General features: G+C 43.2%; 20 protein-coding genes, 1 tRNA gene and 1 other RNA gene. 9 read left to right on the top strand and 13 right to left on the bottom strand.

Going from position 1 to position 22,752, the window contains the following annotated elements:
* Positions 1-120: 120 nt before the first annotated feature.
* The 11 genes from ACYUCY_RS13145 to ffs all read right to left on the bottom strand — a co-directional run bounded on the left by ACYUCY_RS13145 (position 121) and on the right by ffs (position 11,121).
* A complete protein-coding gene (locus tag ACYUCY_RS13145) occupies positions 121-1,296 on the bottom strand; it encodes a vWA domain-containing protein (protein WP_460226961.1) in 1,176 nt (391 codons plus the stop codon).
* 75 nt (positions 1,297-1,371) lie between these two features.
* The gene (locus ACYUCY_RS13140; protein WP_460226960.1) at positions 1,372-2,217 is read right to left on the bottom strand and encodes an AAA family ATPase; all 846 of its coding nucleotides are present in this window, start codon (positions 2,215-2,217) and stop codon (positions 1,372-1,374) included.
* Positions 2,218-2,557: 340 nt separating this feature from the next.
* Positions 2,558-4,990: a VWA domain-containing protein gene (locus ACYUCY_RS13135; RefSeq protein ID WP_460226959.1), complete on the bottom strand. Its 2,433-nt coding sequence runs from the start codon at positions 4,988-4,990 to the stop codon at positions 2,558-2,560.
* Positions 4,991-5,215: 225 nt separating this feature from the next.
* A complete protein-coding gene (locus ACYUCY_RS13130) occupies positions 5,216-5,635 on the bottom strand; it encodes a hypothetical protein (protein WP_460226958.1) in 420 nt (139 codons plus the stop codon).
* 105 nt (positions 5,636-5,740) lie between these two features.
* Positions 5,741-6,178 (bottom strand): YcgN family cysteine cluster protein, encoded by a 438-nt coding sequence (locus ACYUCY_RS13125; protein WP_460226957.1) that lies wholly within the window; start codon positions 6,176-6,178, stop codon positions 5,741-5,743.
* A gap of 8 nt (positions 6,179-6,186) precedes the next feature.
* Complete coding sequence (locus tag ACYUCY_RS13120; protein ID WP_460226956.1) at positions 6,187-6,438, bottom strand: YcgL domain-containing protein; 252 nt, start codon at positions 6,436-6,438, stop codon at positions 6,187-6,189.
* 57 nt (positions 6,439-6,495) lie between these two features.
* Positions 6,496-7,626: a ribonuclease D gene (rnd, locus tag ACYUCY_RS13115; protein ID WP_460226955.1), complete on the bottom strand. Its 1,131-nt coding sequence runs from the start codon at positions 7,624-7,626 to the stop codon at positions 6,496-6,498.
* Between the two features lie 67 nt (positions 7,627-7,693).
* Positions 7,694-8,287: a recombination mediator RecR gene (recR, locus tag ACYUCY_RS13110; protein WP_460226954.1), complete on the bottom strand. Its 594-nt coding sequence runs from the start codon at positions 8,285-8,287 to the stop codon at positions 7,694-7,696.
* A 60-nt stretch (positions 8,288-8,347) separates the two neighbouring features.
* Positions 8,348-8,668 carry a YbaB/EbfC family nucleoid-associated protein gene (locus ACYUCY_RS13105; protein WP_460226953.1) on the bottom strand — a complete coding sequence of 107 codons (321 nt, stop codon included), beginning with the start codon at positions 8,666-8,668 and terminating at the stop codon, positions 8,348-8,350.
* Positions 8,669-8,725: 57 nt separating this feature from the next.
* Positions 8,726-10,840: a DNA polymerase III subunit gamma/tau gene (dnaX, locus tag ACYUCY_RS13100; protein ID WP_460226952.1), complete on the bottom strand. Its 2,115-nt coding sequence runs from the start codon at positions 10,838-10,840 to the stop codon at positions 8,726-8,728.
* A gap of 184 nt (positions 10,841-11,024) precedes the next feature.
* Positions 11,025-11,121: signal recognition particle sRNA small type (gene ffs, locus ACYUCY_RS13095), an RNA gene on the bottom strand.
* Positions 11,122-11,385: 264 nt separating this feature from the next.
* Between ffs and ACYUCY_RS13090 the strand changes: the two genes are divergently transcribed.
* Positions 11,386-12,231, top strand: a complete 846-nt coding sequence (locus ACYUCY_RS13090; protein ID WP_460226951.1) for a 6-carboxytetrahydropterin synthase — start codon at positions 11,386-11,388, stop codon at positions 12,229-12,231.
* Positions 12,232-12,288: 57 nt separating this feature from the next.
* Positions 12,289-13,689: a putative ATP-dependent zinc protease gene (locus tag ACYUCY_RS13085; RefSeq protein WP_460226950.1), complete on the top strand. Its 1,401-nt coding sequence runs from the start codon at positions 12,289-12,291 to the stop codon at positions 13,687-13,689.
* Between the two features lie 65 nt (positions 13,690-13,754).
* Here the strand turns inward: ACYUCY_RS13085 and ACYUCY_RS13080 are convergent, their stop codons facing one another.
* Positions 13,755-14,534, bottom strand: a complete 780-nt coding sequence (locus tag ACYUCY_RS13080) for an SDR family oxidoreductase (RefSeq protein ID WP_460226949.1) — start codon at positions 14,532-14,534, stop codon at positions 13,755-13,757.
* Between the two features lie 565 nt (positions 14,535-15,099).
* Here ACYUCY_RS13080 and ACYUCY_RS13075 point away from each other — a divergent pair.
* The 6 genes from ACYUCY_RS13075 to ACYUCY_RS13050 all read left to right on the top strand — a co-directional run bounded on the left by ACYUCY_RS13075 (position 15,100) and on the right by ACYUCY_RS13050 (position 21,475).
* On the top strand, positions 15,100-15,459 hold the full coding sequence (locus tag ACYUCY_RS13075; RefSeq protein WP_460226948.1) for a group I truncated hemoglobin: 360 nt from the start codon (positions 15,100-15,102) through the stop codon (positions 15,457-15,459).
* A 122-nt stretch (positions 15,460-15,581) separates the two neighbouring features.
* The gene (locus ACYUCY_RS13070) at positions 15,582-16,538 is read left to right on the top strand and encodes a 2Fe-2S iron-sulfur cluster-binding protein (RefSeq protein WP_460226947.1); all 957 of its coding nucleotides are present in this window, start codon (positions 15,582-15,584) and stop codon (positions 16,536-16,538) included.
* Between the two features lie 278 nt (positions 16,539-16,816).
* Positions 16,817-18,883 (top strand): FAD-dependent oxidoreductase, encoded by a 2,067-nt coding sequence (locus tag ACYUCY_RS13065; RefSeq protein WP_460226946.1) that lies wholly within the window; start codon positions 16,817-16,819, stop codon positions 18,881-18,883.
* Positions 18,884-18,896: 13 nt separating this feature from the next.
* Positions 18,897-20,246: a cytochrome c3 family protein gene (locus tag ACYUCY_RS13060; RefSeq protein WP_460226945.1), complete on the top strand. Its 1,350-nt coding sequence runs from the start codon at positions 18,897-18,899 to the stop codon at positions 20,244-20,246.
* A gap of 96 nt (positions 20,247-20,342) precedes the next feature.
* Positions 20,343-20,924 carry a Tll0287-like domain-containing protein gene (locus tag ACYUCY_RS13055; protein ID WP_460226944.1) on the top strand — a complete coding sequence of 194 codons (582 nt, stop codon included), beginning with the start codon at positions 20,343-20,345 and terminating at the stop codon, positions 20,922-20,924.
* Positions 20,925-21,052: 128 nt separating this feature from the next.
* On the top strand, positions 21,053-21,475 hold the full coding sequence (locus ACYUCY_RS13050; RefSeq protein WP_460226943.1) for a c-type cytochrome: 423 nt from the start codon (positions 21,053-21,055) through the stop codon (positions 21,473-21,475).
* Positions 21,476-21,826: 351 nt separating this feature from the next.
* Here the strand turns inward: ACYUCY_RS13050 and ACYUCY_RS13045 are convergent.
* Positions 21,827-21,914, bottom strand: a tRNA-Ser gene (locus ACYUCY_RS13045).
* 375 nt (positions 21,915-22,289) lie between these two features.
* On the opposite strand from ACYUCY_RS13045, the gene ACYUCY_RS13040 reads away from it, so the two are divergent.
* The gene (locus ACYUCY_RS13040) at positions 22,290-22,751 is read left to right on the top strand and encodes a hypothetical protein (RefSeq protein ID WP_460226942.1); all 462 of its coding nucleotides are present in this window, start codon (positions 22,290-22,292) and stop codon (positions 22,749-22,751) included.
* The last annotated feature ends 1 nt before the right edge of the window (position 22,752 follow it).

The following is a 22,752-nucleotide window of genomic DNA, read 5'->3' as shown; positions in this document are numbered from 1 at the left end:
TACTTGCATACATGCCCTCCTTGGCAATAAAGCGTCGTACGGTGAACCGGAGCTTACATGAAGTAAATGAGGAATCGGCTGGCGCCGCTAGCGTGAAAATATACGATTATTCAGTAATAACTAGCGGCTTAGATAGGCGATACCTTCATCCAAGCCCGCCAAGGTTAAAGGATACATTTTGTCATCGACTAATTCTTTGGTGATTTCAATGCTGCTAGTATATTCCCAATGTTCTTTGGTCGTCGGGTTTAACCAAATAACTTTATCGAAACACTCTTTCATTCGCTGCATCCAAATGTAGCCCGGCTCTTCGTTCATATGCTCGACGCTACCATACTGATGAGAAATCTCGTAAGCGCCCATCGTCGCATCACCAACGAAGATCGCTTTATAATCGCTACTGTAGGTATGCATTAAATCAAACATCGACATGGTGTTCTGTTGTCGTCGATAGTTATCCTTCCAAACACGCTCATAAATAAAATTATGAAAGTAAAAATATTCTAAATGCTTAAATTCGGTTTTACAGGCAGAAAATAATTCCTCGCAGACTTTTACGTATGGATCCATAGATCCACCCACGTCGAGGAATAAAAGGACTTTCACCGCGTTACGTTTTTCCGGCACCATTTTTATATCGAGGAGGCCCGCATTGCGCGCTGTCGAACTAATCGTGTCATTAAGATCCAATTCTTCTTCAGAACCCGTCCGAGCAAATTTGCGTAATTTGCGTAGCGCCATTTTAATATTACGCGTACCCAATTCGACTGAATCATCCAGGTTTTTATACTGACGTTGCTCCCACACTTTGGAAGCTTGCTTGTTACTGCTCTCACCACCGATACGAATTCCGCCGGGATGAAAACCGCTATGACCAAAGGGAGAGGTACCACCGGTGCCGATCCATTTGTTGCCACCAGAGTGACGCTTTTTTTGTTCTTCTAAACGTTTTTTAAACTCTTCGATGAGCTTTTCAAGCCCCCCCATGGATTCTATCTTGGCTTTTTCCTCATCGCTCAAGTCTTTCAAAAACTCTGAGCGCAACCAGTCTTCAGGAATGATTGCCTCGATGATGTCATCCAAGTTTTCTAAATCTTTAAAGTAGGCGCCGAATGCCTTATCGAACTTATCAAAATATTTTTCGTCTTTGACTAAGCAGGTTCTTGATAGCAGATAAAAGTCTTCAATACTGCCAAAGGCTAAATGCGCTTCCAAAGCCTCTAGCAAAACCAACAACTCCTTTATTGATACGGGGAGTTGTGCGTTTCGAAGACCATAAAAAAAATTAACTAACATTTAGTTCATCCGCGTTACTGGCCACAGTCCTGGCCCTGTTTAATTGCTTTGCAAAATCGAAAGGATTTAAAAAGCTTAACGATTTTCTCGTCGCACCATAAACGCCAAACGTTCTAACATATGAACGTCTTGTTCGTTTTTCAACAAAGCACCATACAATGGTGGAATCGCTTTGCTAGGATCGCGATTTTTTAACACTTCGTCAGGAATATCGTCGGCCATCAAAAGCTTTAACCAATCAATGAGTTCTGACGTGGAAGGTTTCTTTTTCAAGCCAGGTACTTTACGTACATCAAAAAAGATATCTAAAGCTTCGTTGATTAAGTCTTTTTTGAGCTTAGGAAAATGTACATCGATGATCGAGATCATAGTGTCGCGATCTGGGAAGTTTATGTAGTGGAAGAAACAACGACGCAAAAATGCATCGGGTAATTCTTTTTCATTGTTGCTCGTAATAATAACAATTGGCCGTTGTTTCGCTTTAATAGTCTCGCCGGTTTCGTAAACGAAGAACTCCATTTTATCGAGCTCGACTAAGAGGTCATTAGGAAACTCGATATCGGCTTTGTCGACCTCGTCAATCAAAAGTACGACTTGTTCGTCTGCGGTAAACGCTTCCCACAACTTGCCTTGTTTTATGTAGTTACGAATATCCTGAACCTTTTCACCACCCAACTGGGAATCTCTTAAACGAGAAACTGCGTCGTATTCGTAAAGGCCTTGTTGCGCTTTAGTGGTGGACTTAATATGCCACTGAATCAAACGCTTACCTAAAGCCGCCGCAACCTCTTCCGCAAGCATTGTTTTACCAGTGCCGGGCTCGCCTTTTATCAACAGTGGGCGCTGTAAAGTCACCGCTGCATTGACCGCCATTCGCAAATCTTCGGTGGCTACATATTTGTCAGTACCTTCAAACTTCATTATTTGGCCTCGTCACTATAATAAAATAAATTCAATTGATATCTAGGCAGCTCGCTGGTTTATAAGCCACATCCTGAACCACGTTAGCAGGCAGACAACGCCTACAAAAGCCGAGCAGTTTAGCATAAACAGGATTGATATTGGGAGCCTGATAAAATGGGCGTGTCGTAAAAATATAGAAGTTATCAAGTAGGGATCATCTAGTAGAGATCATAGCAGCGTGAACCCGGTGGTGCCGTTGGCAGCGCTGAGAGAATAAACAAGCTTTAACAGGAAGCATATGAATTGGGAGTCTAAAGCAGAGATTACGGCTCACGAAGAGAAAATGATAATTTAGAAGTTAATCAGATTTTTTCTCAGAATCTTCAGACGCTTCGTCATTCACCTCTTGGTTTAATTCTGAATTGGTAGCCTGCTCATCTGAAGTGGCTTCCGGATCAATCGCGGAATCTTCTTGAGCGTCTTCTGCTTTAGTTGCGATTTCTTCACCCGTTTCCGATTCCGGTTCCGTTACGTCTTTGGGAAGATCAACCGTATCATCTTCAGCCTGGAAATCATCAATAGAAAATTCAGCTGGCTCATTTTTTTCTTCACCACCCGTTTCACTTTCACTAAGATCCTCACCCGGGTTTACTTCCGCAGCAACTTCAGCGGTGGAAGACTGTTCGTTTTCTTCCGCATTGGAATCTACGTCTGTGTTTTCTTCTGCGTCAGAAGCGATATCTAATTCAGCGGCAAGCAATGCCAACTCCTCTTCATCAGACAATGCGCTCGCTTCTTTCTCGTCATCGCTTTCTTTTTCCCTTGTGCTTTCCTTTTCCGCCGCACCGTCTTGATCACTCGCCAAATCGGCCAAGCTAGGATCTAGTTCGACCAGCTCTGTAGGCGCTCCTGCGCCCTGCTCAGTCAAAACTTCTTCAAGAATTTCCTCTTCTTTCTTACCCATAATCATTCGATAAGCAAAAAAAGCGAGCCCTAGCATAAAAATATTGGCCAGTGCGATTCCACCGTAAAGCCATACCTTACCAAGCGTACCCGATTCCTCAGTACCCTCCTCTTCCATCGCCTGCTCAGGAGCGGCATTTTCGTCCGGTGCTATTTGTGTTGGTACGGGCGCCGGCTTTTCATCTTGAACGTCATCTTGTTTTGAATTTTCTGCTGCAAATGGATCGTCACCATCGGGGTGAGTAATACGAATTACATTTGAAGTAACTGAGAACCGTTTGCCTGCTACATCCTGTGCGTCAACATCAAAATAAACTTGATATGTACCGTCAATTCTGGGGATAACTTCCCGCTCCCAGCTATCGACTTGACTCAAAATCAATTCTTCACTGACGGATTTTTCATTCGGATCTATTATGCGCACCTTCACTTTTGTATTGTTTAAATCGATATCGTCACGATAGGTACGCAAGGAGATAAGGTGACGGGTTTGTGATCCTCGAATCGATTTTGTAACGGAGGTTGAAAACGCCTCATGTGCAGTGAGCTGGTGAGTGAATTCACGCTGAAAAGTTTTTCCGTCAACATTCACGCGAATGCGGTAACTCCCCGCTGTATCAAACATCGTTAAGGGAGTGTGAAAAATACCCTTGGCTAGACCGCTATTCGGCGCTGCCGGCTCCAATTTGCCTTCCCAGCGTTCACCATCCGTGATGCGCTCAACGAGATAAGTAAGCTCTAATAAATCTAAAAATTCATCTCGCGCTATCGTCTTGTTGTCTTCGCGCAATAAGGCACTCAGAGTCAACGCGTCTCCCACGGCGATATTGTTTTTCATCGCTTTTACAACCAGACTAAGGTTGCTAACGATTGATATTTTGCTTCCGGACGCTACGTCGACCGATACTCCCCACTCGCCTTCAAGCGGTCGAGTAACGGTTATCAGCTCATAGCTGTCTCCGTGAAACCAACTGACATCGTCAGAAGGTTTCTCGTATTCGTAGATACTGCCATCAGGGCTGGCGAGTTTGATTGCCTCGCCACTATCATTTGCAAAAATTAATGCGGTAAATTCTTCAACACTTGAATCAACAATGAAAGAATTTCCCTCAAAAGGTAATTGTTCGGCAGGTGCCGCACTGTCCAAAGCCTCGACAAATATTTTTACCAATTCATCGGCAGTATTTGCTACGGCGGATACACCATCTGTTGAGACCGACAATTTGTTGAGTAGCTCGACGTCAGCTTTTTCAGATAGAGCGATGGTATGTATTCTAAAACCAGCTTCTTTTAGGCTCGGCAATACTTCATCGACTATTCGACGCCACTCCGCGAGGTTTTCTTCGGGCTCTCTTGAAATATCAACCATACCGTCAGTGAGCAAAATGATATCTCTGCGGGACTTAATCTTCGATTCAAGGTCGTAAGCCGCTTTTTCTAATGCTTCACCCATATTGGTATACAAACCGTTAGATTTAATTCTTGACGACGCTTCCGCAGCAGAAGCACGCCATTCCTCGCTAACATCTTTATGGGGTACCAACATGTTGACGTACTTGCCAAATGTCCAAACGCCGGACTTACTATTTTCCGGCAATAACTTAACTAATAACTCGAGTGCGGGTTGACGTAAATTGTTAGGGTCGTTTTGACGCATGCTTCCTGACATATCGATGACAAAGCGCACATCAACTTGCGGTTCATCAAATTGAGCGTTGACGAGTGGAGCAAACAGGAATATCGAAAAGATAATGAGCGGACGAATGGCTGAGCGAACTCCAGATCGGAAGATCTCGATAGTTACTTGCAATAATTTCAGTTTAACCATACCAGCCACACACCTAGCAATAATAACGGCACACTGGGTTCCTCTTCAGTGGCAAGAGTAGGAACAAGGTGTGCAGAATTTGACGTCTTATTACATAGGTATAGCAGTTGCTAGCATGAAGGCAATGAAAGGGGGTTGTTTTTGTAGCGAAGGGGAATAAGCAGACACCTAAATATAACGATAGATGATCGAATACAATCGTAGCGTCAAAGTCATCTTAGCGTGTCACGATGTTTTTCCAGATGATTCTTTCACTAGCGCATCGTGTTCCTGTAGTTGTGACTGCTCTTGCTTGTTCTTGATCTGACGTTTTTGCCAAAACAGTTGCCAAGCGAAATCAATTAATAAATATAGTGCGATTGAAATGGCCATTGCCAGTAAAACCGGGACGCCCGCACGAGCAAAACCCTGATCTTTTATAAATACACCTTCCAACATGCTAGTGAAAAATGCCGGCGCTAAATGGGGATCTTGATACGCAACAGGGTATGGCATGATCAATACCACAGTGACGCACAAACGTAATATATTCCGCGGTGTTTTATAAGGAATCTTCTTGGTCATAAACCACCAAACGACTAAGGCGCATATTGCACCTGTTAAATAGATTAGCCATCCAGTTAAATATTCTTCGGCTGTAAACATAAAACAATCAAACTCGCTAATTGGTTTTTTTGCTGGGAATGCTAGTGGATCATCTCTTTTAACACAAGTGGCACCAAGCTGTATCTAAGCTGCCATCTGTTTAATTCATTCGACCCAATTAATTATGTGTTCGTCCATCCCGTCTGGGTGAACATAGGTTTCATTAAGAGTCCTTCCTTTTACAGAAATTCCCTGCTGATGAATTGTTTCTCTCGATCCCGATATAAGATGATGCCAATCTGGTAAGGGTTTCGATTCAGAGACTAAACGATAAGCACACGTTGAAGGCAACCAATGGAACTCGTTGACATCTTCTGGCTTTAACCAAACGCAATTGGGTACCAAGGTATTTCTATTTTCATATTCTGTACAACGACAATCATCGTTATTTAAATACCGGCAAGATATTTTGGTATAAACTACTTCGCCACTGTCCTCATCTTCTAATTTATGTAAACAACATTTCGCACAACCATCACAAAGGGATTCCCACTCTTCTCGTGACATCTCAGATAATTCTTTACTCTCCCAATAGCGCGACATATCTAGATTCACTTCACAACGTAAAGCGATGGTGGCATTTGTAAGTAGTATCCCTCTTTTTCTAATTGCTCAATTACTTTCTCTGAATTCGCTCGCGCCAACTTTTTTCCAGGCGTCAACACTATCGACATGACTTGGCGAGTACTTCCCAACTTTTGTAATAACAGCTCTGGAACTTTTTTCAGACCATCTTCTTTTTTAACATACAGAAACATCTCTTCATCCTTGTTGCCCTTGTATATATCACAGAGTATTTTCATTTTAATTTTCTCTTCTGAAGCGATGCGAGATTTAAGCTAAAATTCACATTACTTGGACTAATTCAACTTTTCCTCTACCACTGACAACAAAGCGCCACCAACAATCTCCCTCCTCCAGCCGGCCAACCTCGGTGGTAAACTACCGGCACTCCCCAATGCTTTAGCGCGAATGAGATACTCGTAATCGGCCTTACGGGCCAACATATCGACTGGCAACTCAAAGGCTTTGCTTTTTTCTAATACAACTTCTTTTAATTCCGCCAATACTTTTTTCTGCGACGACGACAAGGGCGGTGGTAATTGCGAAGGCAGGTCTGCATCAGAAATTTCAGCACCCTGCTGTACTAACTTAAGAATCTCGTCGCCGTACTTTTGTCTTTGTTTAGATCGCAACTCTGATATCTTGCTCAGATCATCCAAACTACTGGGCTGTAACTTCGCAATTTCCCATAGCGATTTTTCGTGAACAAAATGATTTCGCGGCACATCGCTGCGACGAGCACCTAGCTCACGCCACCCACTTAGTAGCTGCAGGGTTCCCAACTGTCTTGGGTTCAGCTTCCATGCGAGTTTTATTTTCAAATAATAGTCATCTGTATTGGCTGGCATTTTTGCCGAACTAACAATATTACTGCATTCTTCTAACAACCAATCGATACGCTTCTGGCTTTCTAGTTTTTCAAGCAGTTGCTCGTAAACCGGGAGCAAAAACGCCACGTCTTGGGCCGCATATATTTTTTGCTTTTCCTGCAAAGGTCGTTGCAACCAATTCGAGCGGGTCTCTTCTTTCGATAGCTCTACGCTCAACAACTCTTGCACTATCGCAGCATATCCCAGGGAACTGCCGTAATTTAACAAAGCCGCTGCCACCTGTGTATCAATGAGCGGCTCGGGTATGCACTTTAAAAAATAGTGAAATACTTCCAAATCTTCTGAACAAGAATGCAAAACCTTGACCACTTTAGGGTCAACAAATAAAGCGACTAAAGGAGAAAAATCAGATATCGCCAAAGGGTCAACTAGAAAATGTGACTCTCCATTTGATAATTGAAACAAAGCCGCCTTTGGAAAAAAAGTATCACTACGCATAAACTCAGTATCGACGGCAATATGAGATGACTGCGATAATAATTGGCAACACGAGTTAAGCGCCACATCCGAATCTACCCAAGAAAACGTTAACGACAAGGAAAAAATCTCCAAATTAAAATAAATCCCCGTAAAACATTATTCGTATAGGGAAATTGAAAACAGTTCAAACCGAACGCCGACTTAAAAATGCATGGACCAGGGTGCTGCCATCAATATACTCAAGCTCGCCACCCATTGGCACTCCATGAGCAATTCGACTCACTGCTATGCCGATACGTTTTGCTTCTTCTGCTATGTAATGGGCTGTCGCTTCTCCTTCCACAGTGGTATTAGTTGCGAGTATTAACTCGGCAATATTATCGTCGCGTAGTCGCGCCAATAACTGGTCTATACCAATTTCAGTTGGACCAATGCCATCAATAGGTGACAAATGCCCCAGTAGCACAAAGTATTTGCCACTAAAATTTCCGGCTTGTTCAATTGCGATGACATCTGCCGGTGTTTCAACAACACACAAAATGCTTGAATCGCGTTTGTGGTTCTTGCAAATAAAACATTGCGTCTGTTCGGTTAAGGTTCTACAAGTTTCACAGCGTCCAACACCATCTACGGATCTCAAAATTGAGTTTGCGAGTTGGCTGGCGCCGCTACGATCCCGCTCAAGTAGGTGTAACGCCATGCGCTGCGCTGACTTGGAACCGACACCGGGTAAGCAACGGAGCGCAGCAATTAATTCGTCAATTAAGGGACTAAACATATAGGGACAACATTTTATTTAACGATTTTTATTTTTTAACATACGTACTACAAGATAAATTTAAAAAGGGAATTTAAAACCTTCTGGCAAATTAAGCCCAGAAGCTAAGCCACCCATTTTGTCTTTACTGGACTCTTCTACTTTTCTAACCGCGTCATTCACCGCAGCGGCAAGTAGGTCTTCGAGCATTTCCTTATCTTCTTTTAGCAAGCTTTCATCCAGCTCAACATTTTTGACATCATGACGCCCATTCATTTTTACTTTCACAAGACCTGCGCCGGATTCACCAACAACCTCTAAATTAACGAGATCTTCTTGCATTTTTTTCATATTTTCTTGCATGGCTTGCGCCTGCTTCATAATATCGCCGAGACCTTTCATGGCCTATACCTCATATCAACTTGTATTAATAAATTGTTGCGAAAACCGCTAATCGGCCTATTGCAAATCAATAGGTTTAACCGTTTCTTCTATTAACTTTGCGGAAAAAACTTTTATGACCTCTTGCACTTTTGGATCGCTCTTCATCGACCGTAAAGCCAATGCTAAGCGTTCCGCTTTCAATCTAGCTTTTGTTACTTGGGGTGTTTCTTCTGTAACAGCACCCATAACAATATTCACGTAAACGGCTTCGGAAAAATAATCCGTCAAAATATCTTGTAAACGTTGCTGATGAGAGTCGTCATACAAGGTACTGTTTTGTTCATCCAATATAAACTCTAAACCACTACCTTCGCAGCGGATCAGCTGGCAGTTCATGACAGTATTGTGTATCACTCCGCCAATGGGCAATTGACTAACGACGGTGTTCCAAAGTTGTGGTTTCAACTCGCTGAGACTGATGCGCTGCTCCTCAACAGAAGCCATTTTTTCTGCGCCTTGCTCCGCGGCTTTCTCGCTCTCACCGAGCACTTCGCTAAGTTCTGCTACATCGTGTTGAGAAAAATTATTAGTAGAGTACTCTTCGCGAGTTTCTGTCTCGTGAAAAACGTCTTGATCTTGCGTTGCGATACTCTCCGCCTGTGGTGCGGATTGCGAAACTTCTCTCGGTGTTCTATCTTCCTGTTGATTTTCCGCTTCCGAATGATCAGCTTGTAAAGCTTGGTAGGATTCCAAATCCTGGTCAATAGACGCTGATAATTCTCTTCTTGTTTCGGGGTCTTCGATCGGGTTATTTGCGAATTCTAATTTTGTTGCGTCTTGGTCAGTTGATTCTTCAGGTTTCTGTGTGGCTTGCTGAGATTCAGACTGGTTATCGGGGGCCATTACAAGTGAATCATTTGCCGGTGCTTTTGCATCTTGTTGCCTTTGATTCTCTTCCATGATTTCAGGGCGTAGGGACGCATCTTGCAGCGGATTCGATTCAGGCTTTTTTGCCTCTGCTTTGTCGACCTCCTGTTGACTCAGACTTCCACTTTCATTTTCTTTAGCTTCACTGCCGCTGGGCTTACTAATTTGTTTTTGAATACCTTGCGGCTTAAACGCTAACATCCGCAACAGAACCATTTCGAAACCGCCACGCGGATCCGGTGCTAAAGGTAAATCCCGCCGCCCTAATAAAGCGGTTTGATAAAACAATTGAACATCTTCACCAGGAAATTGTTGCGCAAGTTTTAGAACATCGTCGCGATCTCCAAAGGTATTATCGATTGCTTCCGGTAACACCTGCGCGACCGCTAAACGGTGCAAAACATTAATAAGATTCGCCAAGGCATCGGCGTAATCTGGCGATTGTTCCGCCATCTGATCTACACACTGTAATATTTTGCTGCCATCGTTTTCGGCTAAAGCGTATAAAATTTCGTACACTTTGCGTTGATCTATCGCGCCCAACATGCTGCTCACGTCGGCTTCGCTAATTTTCCCATCACCAAAAGATATCGCCTGATCGGTGAGACTCAATGCATCGCGCATGCTGCCATCGGCAGAGCGACCGAGCTGCCATAGGGCGGAGGCTTCAAATGGGATCGATTCTTGTCCAAGAATATGTTCTAGGTGCTCGACGATGCGCTCTGGGGACATATTCTTCAAACTAAACTGCAAACAGCGAGAAAGAATTGTTACCGGTAATTTTTGCGGATCGGTTGTGGCGAGTAGAAATTTAACGTGGGGCGGTGGCTCTTCCAAGGTTTTTAACAGCGCGTTGAAGCTGTGTCCCGAAAGCATGTGCACCTCATCAATGAGGTACACTTTATAGCGACCTTTCGTGGGCGCGTACTGAACGTTATCAAGTAATTCCCGGGTATCTTCAACTTTGGTTCGCGATGCCGCATCCACTTCAATCAAATCAACAAAACGACCACCGTTGATTTCTTCGCAGGCATTACATTGATCACAGGGTTCCGAGCTTACACCCGCTTCACAATTCAGACATTTCGCTAAAATACGCGCGATCGAGGTTTTGCCGACGCCTCGAGTTCCCGTAAATAGATAAGCATGGTGGAGTCGATTGGTATCCAAGGCATTGATAAGCGCCTTCAAGACGTGCTCTTGCCCGACCATTTCTTTAAATACGCGGGGCCGCCATTTTCTCGCAAGTACCTGGTATGACATTGACGCTAAACCCAATCCTGTGAATACAAAAAGAGCGGCATTATACCCCAGTCAGCTGGCCCGGCCTATTTGCTAAGTACAGGAAAACACCGGAATCACGACGGAATTAATGGCTCATAAATGCCGAGTAGGATTTTCACACTGAGAATAAATATAACGGAGAGAATCGGGCAATGGAGGTGACTCAAACCAGCCACACCCCGGCACACGATGTCACCACTACCGTTGCTCCCTTCCGGGCCTGGCGGGGTTCGCGGCTGATCATTGCGGGGGGACCAATAAGAGCCACCATTGCAAAAGAGGCGCGAATTATCCGGGCTTTAAGCCCGTTTTGCAAGGGAACTCGATCAGCTGGCGACAGGCTGTTTCAATATTAGGCGAAACAAATCAATAAGTAAGCTCTCTGTTATCGAGCGAGCTCAGCAAGAGAGCTGCAGATATCAATACATTGAGACAAACAAGCCGGGGAATGGGATCCCATAAACATCGGCAAATCTAGTGATCTGTTATATTATCCCGCTTCCTTTTTATTAACTGACCACATCATGCTGCTATTTGTCGACAATCTTACCAATTCCGATTTTTGTTTCCTCGACCCGAAACGGGGTCTTCTCGGTGAAACCTGGCTTTCTCATATCACCCTTGAGGGCGACCTTGACGGCCAGGGCATGGTTTGTGACTTTGGCACGGTTAAGGCGGCGGTGAGACAACTCTTAGATGAACATATCGATCATTGCTTATTAGTTCCCAGTCATTCGCCTCATGTAACGATCCATCAAGGACAAGCTAAAACCGATGTTCGCTGGCGAATGGAAAACGGTAATCAAATCCATCACCAATCACCCCCTCAATGTGTCACGCTTATTGAAGCTGAAGTCATCAATACTGAAACTGTGGGTACTTGGTGTGAAAACGAATTGAGACGCTTACTACCAGACTCACTAAAAGCAATTGATGTGAGCTTTAGTTGCGAAAAAATTGACAGCGCGTATTACCACTACGGTCACGGGCTAAAAAAGCATGCTGGAAAATGTCAACGAATCGCTCACGGCCATCGATCTAAAATCGAAATTTGGTGTAACGGCGAAAGAAATTTAACCCTGGAATCTGACTGGGCCAACAATTACGCGGATTCTTACATAGCAACTCGCATAGACTTGCTTAACAACGAAGATTGCCCAGAAAATCATTACCAATTTAAATATCAAGCACCCGAAGGTGAATTCTTTCTTCAGCTTCCGCAAGACCAGTGTTATTTAATCGATTCAGATAGTACGGTTGAACATATCGCAAATCATATTGCGACTACTCTAAAGGAAAACTATCCGCAAAATACTTATGTCGTAAAAGCTTATGAAGGCATATCCAAAGGCGCTATCGCGAGCTGCTGAATTGCCCACCAAAATCTTCTCCGCTAACTTTATCTAGCATTGGAATAATTAAAATTTATGAACCAAAGCGACAAGCCCATAATCGGCACTGAAGAGTGGTGCGCGTTTCCAGAATTAAAAATCCCCGCTGTCAAAGCGCGTGTAGATTCGGGGGCAAAAACCTCTGCGTTACATGCATTTCATATTCAAGCCTTCAAAAAAGATGGCCAACAATGGGTGCGATTTTTAGTACATCCACTGCAAAATAATCGTAAAACAATAGTCGAGTGTGAAGCTCCGGTTGTCGGTCGACGCTTAATTAAAAGCTCCAGTGGTACAACAGAAAAACGCTTTGTTATCTCGACTCCGATTTCAATTAATCGTGAACAGTTTGAAGTCGAACTAACCCTAACCAATCGAGATTCGATGGGGTATCGAATGCTCTTAGGACGGGAAGCATTAAATAATCGAATGATTGTCGATTCGGCCTTACATTTTAATTTTGGCGAGCGAAGCGCAGAAGAGATCAACAGTTTTTATGGGCAGGACAATCAAAATCAGAACGATCTCAAACAAGACGGCCTTAGAATTGGCATTCTTTCTAGCGACCCCAACTCTTATAGCAATCAGTTTTTACTAGATAAATGCATATCCCGCGGACATGAAATATTTGCTATTGATACTCGCGATTGCCACATAGAACTTAGTTCTGAAAATTCCGAAGTACATTACACCGGGAATCAAGACTTAAGTGACTTTGACGCTATTATTCCCTTCCTATCAAGCGAAGATGCGAGCTACGGCGTTGCTCTTATTCGTCACTTTGAAAGCTTAGGGATCTTTATAGCAAATAGTGCGGATTCGATTGATAAAGCCTATGACGATATTTTGTCCTTGCAAATTTTACAATCGAATGAGTTACCAACACCAAAATCAATGGTAACAAAATCGACTGATCATGTTATCGAACAACTCGCGTCGTTCGGTGGATTTCCAGTATTAGCAAGACTCAGCGGCCAACATTATTCCACGACGGAACAGGTGATCAGTAATACCCAAGAGATGAATTCACTGTTAAGTGATGATCGCGCTGCCTATGCCAATTTATTAGTACAAGAATATTTCCCTGAATCCGAGCAATCAACCATCACTACACTGTGTATTAATAAAAATTTATCTTATTCATTTCGCAACAACACCCCCTCCTGGTTGGCCGGAAAAAACCAAGAGAATAGTGAAGAACAGAAAACTATAAAAGCGATAAAGATTGACAAGGACGAACAAAAATTAGTGCGTCAAGCTTGTAAGGTATTGCGGTTAAAAGTCGCGGAAGTTGAGTTTATTAGATCAGATAAGGGGCCAGTCCTAAAAAAAGTTTTACCCTGCCCTTTAATAAGAAAAATTCGAACCAGGAAAGATCCGGGCGATATAATCATCCAATTTATTGAAAAAAATTTGGGCTGGCAAAAACAATCATGACTTAAAACGATCGATAGACTCTCTCGCCTTAAGTCATTGCATTAAACTATTAAATTCTAATTTAATTATTTTATTTTTGCGTAAGCGTGACCACCATCTACAGCAATAGTGTCACCAACCACGTAATCACCGGCCTTAGAAGCCAAAAATATCGCCGCACCTGCCATATCTTCGTCGCGTCCAATACGACCTAGTGGCGTAACACTCGCCACCATCGCTTCCTCATCACGAGCAACACGATTCATTTCCGACGCAAAGGGTCCAGGCGCGATAGCCGTTACGACAATTCTCTCACTGACCAACTTTGCTGCCAAACGACGAGTCAGAAAGATCAGTGCCGATTTAGACGCGTGGTAAGAATAGGTTTCTTGAGGATTCAAGCGAATACCATCGATCGACGCAATATTAATGACTTTAGCGGGCTGCTGATCAGATGCTCCCGCTTTCAATAATGAATGCATTGCCTGTAAAAGAAAAAAGGGGGATTTAAGATTTAAATTCATCACCTTGTCCCAACCACTTTCAGGAAACTCATCGAACTCCGCACCCCACGCAGCACCGGCGTTATTTACCAAAATATCGAGATGTTTTTCGTGTTTCCCATAGTCCGCGGTAAGCGCCTTACAACCCTCTACCGTCGAGATATCATGAGGTAAAGCAATACACATACCTTTATCGCCGCCAAGCTCTTTAGCAGTGGCGATACATTGCTCAGCCTTACGAGAAGAAATATAGACCTTTGCACCCTGTGCGATAAACCCAGCAGCAATCATCTTGCCAATTCCACGCGAACCACCAGTAACTAACGCGGTTCGGCCTTCTAATGAAAATAGATTCGTATACATTTATTTTTCCTTATTAACGACACTGATACTCAGTTATTTTATGTGGTGGTGAGTATACCGCAGAAAAATGTCGAAGAAAGTACGGCCACTGCTGCGACAATATAACTCCAAAACATCTATCTACCGTCGTAAATTCTTGGATTCTACGTACTGAACATCCAAGTTGCGGCTCTCGTATTTACACTTGTGCACATCATTGATACATCTCAATGATTCTTGCTGAGATTATTAGGTCAAACCGAGATCAATCTTAGAGCTTACTTTTCCGCCTCCACTAACTCGGCGGATCAACCTATACATTTTTGTATTTTAAATAAACCTTTGTTCCAAGTTGAATCAAGACTGTTTATTTCTGTGCATTAATTTTTTCCTCAAGAATAAAAACCTCATTACTCGCATTATCTTTGTGCAATTTCTCACTAAAAAATAAATTTTCTGCAAAAAATCATGGACTTTTCGCTCTGGCATAGACTTTGCTCATCTCATATTGATTACATCTTAAGAACTGAAATTCATCAACTTTGAATAACAAATTCAAAATCAAGCGTATATATGGAGAAACTTTATGGCTACACTTTTTGAACGTTTGGGGGGAGCGCCTGCGGTAGACGCGGCTGTGGATATTTTTTACCGGAAAGTACTAATGGACGATCGAATTAGTCACTACTTCGATACTGTCGACATGGCATCTCAGGCGGTAAAACAAAAAGCGTTCCTTACAATGGTTTTCGGTGGCCCAAACAACTATACCGGCAAGGATTTAAGGGCCGGTCATGCACACTTAAAAGGTTTAGATGATTCACATCTTGATGCGGTTATTGAAAACCTCGGCGGTACATTAGCAGAACTTGGCGCAGCGGCAGAAGATATCGAAGAGGTCGCAGCTATTGCAAATAGCGTCAGAGATGATGTTCTCAATCGTTAGAGGATGATGGAGGTGAATGTGTAATACATTTCATTAGATAATTTCACTTACGAATGAAACAAATTCTGTAATCAAATCATTTTGTCCATAGCTCACCCTAAAAGCCAAGGTGCCGCATTCTAGTGGAGATAGTTTTAAACAACCGAAAACTTAGCATTGAAGACGATGAATCAGTTCTGAATGCCTCTATTCGATCTAAATGTGGAATTCCAAATAGTTGTCGAAATGGTATCTGCCAAACATGTCTAATTAAAGTTGATCAGGGTTGTATTCCCGCTGCGGCGCAAATGGGGCTCAACGAAAACCAAAAAAAACAAAATTTTGCTTTGGCATGCCAACTATTTCCAAAATCTGATTTAACACTACATACACTTGACAAACGTCGGCGAGTCTCAGCCACAGTAATTGAACACAACTCGCTAAATTCTAAGGTGCTTAGACTCCGACTAGATGCCAATATCAACTGGTCACCAGGGCAATTTCTAAGCGTATGGAAGAGCAGTAATGTCGGGCGACCCTATTCTATTGCGAGTTTAAAATCCGAAGGTTTTGTAGAGCTTCATGTTAAGTATCACAGCCAAGGCGAGGTGAGTCGGTGGCTTCACAATCAAATCACAATCGGCAATAGCATTAATATTGGCGAATCACACGGAAACTGTTTTTACAATATTGCCATGCGAGATAGAGCTCTGATACTTGCTGGCATAGGTACCGGTCTCGCCCCTTTATACGGCATTGTGCGCGACGCACTTATGTCAAAGCACGTCGCCCCGATTCATTTATTATTAGCTGGGAGCACTATTGATGATTTTTATCTGATTGATGAACTAAATAGACTCGACAAAGAATTCGATAATTTTTACTTTCATCCTGTATTAAGAGATGAGAAAAGAAAAGGGTTTATCGAAGGGGAAATTGCAAACTTGGTTCCTGAAATTATTCCAACTTCAAAAAAATGGTGCGCTTTTTTATGTGGTGCGCCTGTTTTCGTGCAAAAAATCCAAAAACTGTGCTTTTTAAGTGGCCTACCGATGGCAGATATTTTTTCTGACCCTTTCATACTCAACGAAAAACAATAATGTCCATGCGCTAATTTGGTGATTTTTCCTTTTAGTCAGCCTTAAAGAATTAAAACAACGCGTAATTTAAGTGTTTTCATCTCTCAATAATCTAAAGTGCACCGAAATGCCGCTTAATCAATTGAAAACTTACTATTAATTCTCCGGCCAACAATAGTGCAATTTTACATTTTTATTTTGGCAAGAGATTTGCAATATTAATTTCATCGTCACTTACATAAACATGAAAAGGCAAGTAACGCTTTCGAGAAATTTTTATTTACGGATACTTTCACGCAATGGGTAACGCTCTATCCTCATCACACAACCGCCCCGACCTGCCACCAAACATCCCAACTACTGGCAAAAGACCCAAAATAGTAATCGTCGGAGCAGGCCCCGTGGGAATACGTTGTGCTACCGAGCTAAAAAAACGTTTTCGGTCAGATTGCTCGATCTCGCTTTTTGGTGATGAACCTTACTCCCCCTACGATAGAATCAAACTCAGTCAGCTTCTCGCAGGAACTATTAATTATCCCGATATTTTTTTTAACGTAGAAAAAGATTTTCATACCCAAAGTAACCCCAGGGTAGATTTTCAATTTCGGTTCGCACGAATTGTTGCTATCGACACTGCCAAACACCACATTCGCGACAGTTTAAACAAGCGATATGAATACGACATTTTAATTCTTGCAACGGGTTCAAAACCTCATGTCCCCAACATCAAAGGGATTGACCTTAAGGGCGTATACACATTCAGGAATATTCGAGACACCGAAAGTTTGCTCGCTCGTGGTAGCAGGTCTCGTCACATCGTTGTTGTTGGCGGAGGATTATTGGGTCTCGAAGCGGCTAGGGGCCTACAAAAAAACAACACACAAGTGACCTTAGTACATCAATCGCCACGCTTAATGAATCGACAATTAAACGAAACCTCCGCTGAAACGTTATTGGATTACGTAAGCCGCCAGGGCATCGCGGTGATCACCAATGATGGTTTAGGAGAAGTCAAAGGGGATCAGCGCGTCCAAGCTATTCTGACGCGAAAAAATAAAAGAATTGAGTGTGATACTGTCGTTCTTTGTACTGGCATCAAACCAAATATCGATCTCGCCTACTCCACCGGTATTCGATTTAATCATGGCATCGTAATTGATGAATCTTTAAGAACTTCCATTCCAGGAATATATGCTGTTGGAGAATGCTGTGAATTTAATGGTGACATCTTTGGTTTAGTTGCCCCCGGCTTCGAACAGGCAACAATCCTTGCCGAAAATTTGTCTGGTGGCCAGGCGATATTCCGTGGAACGCAACCCTACACGAATCTAAAAGTCATGGACGTCGCCGTGAGTAGTATGGGTGAGGTTGCAGACTTACCTAGTCGTCCAAAGCTATCAGTCATAAATTATTCTCGTAAAAACAAACTTACCAATAAAAATGAATCACGCTCATTGGCGATTTACAAAAATAAAATACTTGGTGCCTGTGCCGTAGGTGATTGGCCCGAACTACAACGGGTACGTGAAGCTTTTATTGGAAAGAAGTTCCTATTTCCATGGCAAACGTTATTGTTCAGAAGCACCGGCAATTTATGGTTGCTAAAACAGGAAGAAAATATCGCTGCATGGCCAGCGACGGCTATAGTCTGTCAGTGTAATCAAGTTACTCGCGCGGTTATTGACCTGAAGATATCAGAAGGTTGTTATAGTCTTGCCGCCGTGAGCAGGACTTGTGGTGCTGGCGCAGTGTGCGGCAGCTGTCAACCTCTAATCGAAACATTAATTCGCAATCGCTCACCGATCGAAGGAACGAATTCAGCGAATAATGAATCACCACTTATCTACGACAACACGTTATTAGCGCTGACTCTCCTCTGTTTTATAGCTTTGATCGTTGCGACTTTTACTTGGGTGATGCCGGGCATCGAAGCACCTCTTTCGGTTCAACAAAAGTCACTATCTTGGCTTTGGACCGATTCAAGATTGAAACAAATATCTGGTTTTAGCCTTCTTTCTGCCACTGTAATTGGCCTTATTTTATCGCTTCGAAAACGTCTTGGTTGGTCATTTCTCGGGAAGTTTTCCCGCTGGCGAACTATTCACGCTGGTATCGGCGCTTTAACTTTATTAATTTTATTCGCACACACGGGTATGCATTTAGGTGAGAACTTAAATCGTCTTCTTATGTTAAATTTTTTGATGGCAGCAACTCTTGGAGCGATCGCCGGAATAGCGATCGGACTTTTAAAAAACTCAGGTTTGAGAAGCAAGGTTAGACGCGCTAGTTTTTGGTTGCATATCGTTACGATTTGGCCCCTACCAGTTTTGGTTAGCGCGCACATTGTATCAACCTATTATTTTTAAATAGGGTACGGGATTGTTAAATAAATTTATTTGGTTAATTTGGGGAGCAGGTAGTTTGTCATTAGCGGCATACTATATTTATCAATTTGAATGGTCTGAAGACAAATCCCCATTATTAATTGGAGAAACTAGCCATGGCCATCATCAAATTGAACTCGCCTGTTCTACGTGCCATACCGAGCCATTTGGTGGCCCAGAAATATTACATACAGCTTGTCTGAATTGTCACAGCCAAGAACTGACACTCGCAGATGATTCGCACCCAAGAAAGAAATTTACCGACCCTCGAAATGCTGATCGCGTCGCAATTTTGGATGCTCGCTATTGCGTCACCTGCCATAGCGAGCACAAACGACAAAACACTTTAGCTATGGGCCTAACAATTCCTTCCGACTATTGTTTCCAATGCCATCAAAATATCGATGAAGATCGGCCTAGCCACGCGGGTATGGGCTTCGACACATGTGCGAGTTCTGGCTGTCATAATTATCATGATAATCGCGCACTATATGAAGATTTTCTTGTTCAACACGCTAACGAACCCAAGCTTTTAATTGGCGGCAAACTCCCTACCCTGCTTTTCGAAAACCAACCTAAACAATTCGCTCACCAGTTACCCAGTCCGGGTATTACATATAACTTGCCAGCTGACGCTCCCTTAGAGCATTTAAAAGAACCTTTTGTTGGTGAATGGCAAACAAGCACTCACGCCAGAAAGGACGTAAATTGCAGTGACTGTCATCAACCAAAAAATTCTGCTTGGATAAACAAACCCGGTATAAGCGAATGCAAAATCTGTCATGAATTTCAAGTGCAGGGTTTCACCAGTGGCAAACATGGGATGCGATTATCTGAACAACTGTCATCGACATTAGGGCCAATAACACCTGCGAAAACGTCACGTTTAGATTTTCACAAGGATAGTTTGAACAAAGAACAAAATTGCCAAGCTTGTCACAACTCCCATCAATACGACACGCAGTTCGCGGCCGTCGACGCTTGCTTAACCTGCCACAACGATGAGCACAGCCGTGCCTTCAAACAGTCGCCTCACTTTCAGCTGTTTCAGCTAGAAGTCAATGAGCAGATCGAATTCGGACATGGCGTGAGTTGCGCGAGCTGTCACTTACCGCGCGAAACACACACAAAAAACGGAGTCGATATTGTCAACGTTCAACACAATCAAAACGGAAATTTGAGGCCAAACGAGAAGATGATTCGAAGTGTTTGCATGAACTGCCACGGCTTAGGTTTTTCTATCGACGCCTTGGCTGATTCAGAATTAGTTAGAAATAATTTTTCCGGGTCGCCAAGTGTTCATATTCAATCTATTGATATGGCCATTCAACGTGAGAAGCAATGATTCTATCGTTCAAGGATTTCATTATCGCAACCAACCGTTAATTAACAAAAAGTCATTTACAAAAATCACTCACCAAACCGTAGGGGTAAATATCCAATGAAAATTGTCAACACACTCAGCAAACTAACCATGGTCACAGTGTCGCTACTGATTCTAAGCGCCTGCACCGCAGAAGAAAAAAGTTCCGGAATCGAACCGAAACTATATACCGATTCTCTTTTCGCTGTCATGAATTCTGATAGAGCGAATTACACCAAGCTAATTGTTCAGCGACTCGGACCTAATGGCTCGGGAGTCATCAAACCGGATGAACATTGGAATGAACTCGATAACGGCGCCCTTCTTCCCGCACAAATGTTTCGAGCGGGCGCGGAAGCTGTCGCGGAAAAAACTGATGAATTCAGTTATTCCTTACAATCCATTTGGCCAGTCAATAAACAGAACGCGCCAAGAACAGCTATGGAAAAAGAAGGCTTGCAATTTGTTGCCGATAATCCTGGGGAAAATTTTTACGGCGAAGAAACATTGGGGGATATTACTTATTTCACTGCCGTTTACCCTGACGTTGCGGTATCAGAAGCTTGCACCAAATGTCACAACGAACATAAAGACAGCCCCAAAACAGACTTTAAAATAGGCGAAGTTATGGGTGGCGTAGTCATACGTGTTCCGATCTAACAAAGTATTAACCACGTAATCGTCGAAAGTGTTGGCAACTTTATCAACAATAGTTGAAAACTGCTTTGCTTTATCTCCTTCGATGAAGATCACTAACTTATGCGCTTATGAAAACGTGAGGGAATGAAATGAATAAAATTGCTCTGCGATCGATTAAGATGATTGGCAAACATTTCGCGATCAGCTCAACAATTCACTATCTATCATTAAATCAAGTCATTCGAACTGCACAAAAGCGCCTCTTTCACTTGACGATCGTCTGTGGACTAATTGTTACCACTGCCTGTGAAAAGACTGACCCAGATCTTCCAGCAGGTGAAGCGATCGTCAATCAAACTTGCAAAGCTTGCCACGCTGCGGGCTTAAACAATGCGCCGATACTTGGCAATAAAAAGATGTGGGAGCCCCGAGCTGCACAAGGACTGGATACATTAGTTGAGCATGCCATTAATGGTTTTGAACTCATGCCTGCTAAAGGAGGGAATGACACTTTAACAGATGAAGAAATACGGCAAGCGATCAAGTATATGTTGTCATTGTTGGAAAAATAATTTGCAGCGCTTAAAGCGTAACCTTGATTTAAGTTGGCGGTGAGGAAGGGATTAACTAAAACACCCTTCAGGGTGTTTTACTCTGCGAGCTCGCTTCGCTCGGTTCAAAATGCGCTGCATTTTTGTCGAACCTGGCGAGGCTTCTCACCCTTCCTCACACCAAAAAAAATCGCCTTTCGGCGATTCTTTTTATTGGCGGTGAGGGAGGGATTAACTAAAACACCCTTCGGGGCGTTTTACTCTGCGAGCTCGCTTCGCTCGGTTCAAAATGCGCTGCATTTTGTCGAACCTGGCGAGGCTTCTCACCCTTCCTTACACCAAAAAAAATCGCCTTTCGGCGATTCTTTTTATTGGCGGTGAGGGAGGGATTCGAACCCTCGAAGACTTGCGCCTTACACACTTTCCAGGCGTGCTCCTTCAGCCACTCGGACACCTCACCTTAAACTTTTTTTAATTCACTTTACTCGTTTCTCTAACCAACGGGAGGGATTAACTAAAACACCTTTGGGGTGTTTTACTCTGCGAGCTCGCTTCGCTCGGTTCAAAATGCGTTGCATTTTGTCGAACCCTCGAAGACTTGCGCCTTACACACTTTCCAGTGTGTGCTTGCATGCCCTCGGGTGCTCCTTCAGCCAGTCGGACCCCTTAGCTTACAGTTCCCCGAACAAATCCCAGCTCCGAAAAAGGGCGCTAACTTTACACAAGAGAGCCTCCTAGCGCAATGAAGTTGCTGTTTTTAACATTCGCAAAACACCCGAGTGTGTACCATAATTTTCTAAGACTTTAAGCCACGAAATCAGAAATGGATTAATCAATGGAATTATCAAGTTGGGCTGCTTATGCGATTGTTGAGGCTTGCGTTGTGCTTTTGGTGATCTGCATAATCTTGGTTTTCATCCTCCGCAAACAAAAAAAGACTCTTTCGTTGGCAGTATTGCAGCTAAAGCAGTTCCAAATCATCAATGAAAAACTCACTAAGAAGCTCGTAGACAGCCAGAGAGTTGCCGTTAGCGCTAATTACCAGGAGCAAATAAATCATCAAATCCAGCTCACTAAGGACTACCATCAGAGCTTGGATCCTGGTCATAACATCGCGCTAGACCTTGATCCAGAAAGCCCTATGCCGCTACAAGTCGCAGCTTTTAGACATGCCGTGTTGGTTGCCGAGAAAGAAGCACTAAATGCTAGTGTTGACGGCATCCCCGACTGGAGATTTCTCTCTAACAAACTCTCTCAACTTATTAATTTTTATACGGATTTCCAAAAAACGAATTAAA

Source organism: Aurantivibrio infirmus, from assembly GCF_054767315.1.
The sequence above is the reverse complement of the archived record's forward strand: the minus strand, read 5'-3'. Positions and strand labels throughout refer to the sequence as shown.